Below are 1,317 nucleotides of genomic sequence, written 5' to 3' on the forward strand. Positions count from 1 at the left end.
GGTGGGATTGATATGCCTAAGGAACTGAACATTGGTTTTAATGGGTGTGGAATGGCTTGTTATAGTGCAGTGATGGATGATATCGGGATCGTTTTCCGAAAAGGGAAATTTGATTTATTCCTTGGAGCTAAACCTGTTGGCAGAACGGCTCATCCTGGTCAACCAGTTGCAGAAGGAATTGAACCGGATCAACTAGTTGAATTAATTACAAACATTGTCAACGAATATAAACAAAATGCTCATCCTAATGAACGACTATTTAAATATTTCAAACGGGCGAAAAAGATACAGGGCTATTTATATCAAGACATAGCTCCCAAAATAAAAATAGAGCCTGCGCCTTGTGAAGACTAATCAAGAGGGGGATAACAAATGAAAGCAGTATTATTCGTAGGACATGGAAGCAGACTAGCTTCTGGAAACGAGGAAGTTAATCGTTTTATTATAAATATGATTCCGACAATGGACGACTCTTTATTAATTGAAACATGCTTCTTGGAATTTGCCACGCCAAATATATCCCAAGGCATTGACAATTGCATAAAAAGAGGGGCCACTGAAGTTATCGTCATTCCGATTATTTTGTTGCATGCAGGACATTCAAAATTACATATTCCAGCTGAAATAGAGGATGGAAGGAATAAGTATCCAGCGGTTACATTCACATATGGACAAACGATTGGGGTTCACCATGAAGTATTAACGATTCTGACAGATCGCCTTGAGGAAGTTGGATTCGATACATCTTTGGAACATCCGGAGACAGCAATATTGCTGATAGGTCGAGGTGGAAGTGACGCTGATGCAAATAGCGATATTTATAAAATTTCACGATTATTGTGGGAAAAATTAAATGTGAAGTGGGTCGAAAATGCCTTCATGGGTGTTACGGATCCGTTTGTTGATGAAGGCATTGAACGCTGTATTCGGTTAGGTGCCAAAAAAATAGTGATGCTTCCATATTTCCTCTTCACAGGTGTGTTAATGGAGAGAATGGAGAATATGCTAACAGGCTATCAAGACCAATATCCAGAGCATGAATTTGTTTTGGCGAAATACTTTGGTTATCATACAACATTACAAACCATACTGAAAGAACGTGTAATCGAAGCTAGCGAAGGAAGATCAAGTGGTACCCGTGATCTAGAAAACTATCGTAAACATGTGGAGGAACATGGCCATGCCCACCATCACCATCATCATCATGATCACGACCATGGGCATGACCACCATGACCACGATCACGGTCATGAAACAGACCATGGCCATGCCCACCATGACCATGATGAGCAAGTGGTGGGGACTACAAAATGATTT

General features: G+C 40.4%; 1 protein-coding gene and 1 pseudogene. Both read left to right on the forward strand.

Annotated elements, in window-relative coordinates; translation table 11 throughout:
• Positions 1-354, forward strand: a pseudogene (locus tag AC1DUW_RS29230) (precorrin-3B C(17)-methyltransferase); the annotation flags it as partial.
• Between the two features lie 18 nt (positions 355-372).
• A complete protein-coding gene (locus AC1DUW_RS29235) occupies positions 373-1,314 on the forward strand; it encodes a sirohydrochlorin chelatase (protein WP_053345845.1) in 942 nt (313 codons plus the stop codon).
• The last annotated feature ends 3 nt before the right edge of the window (positions 1,315-1,317 follow it).

It is taken from the genome of Peribacillus sp. P4_C12, assembly GCF_056402095.1.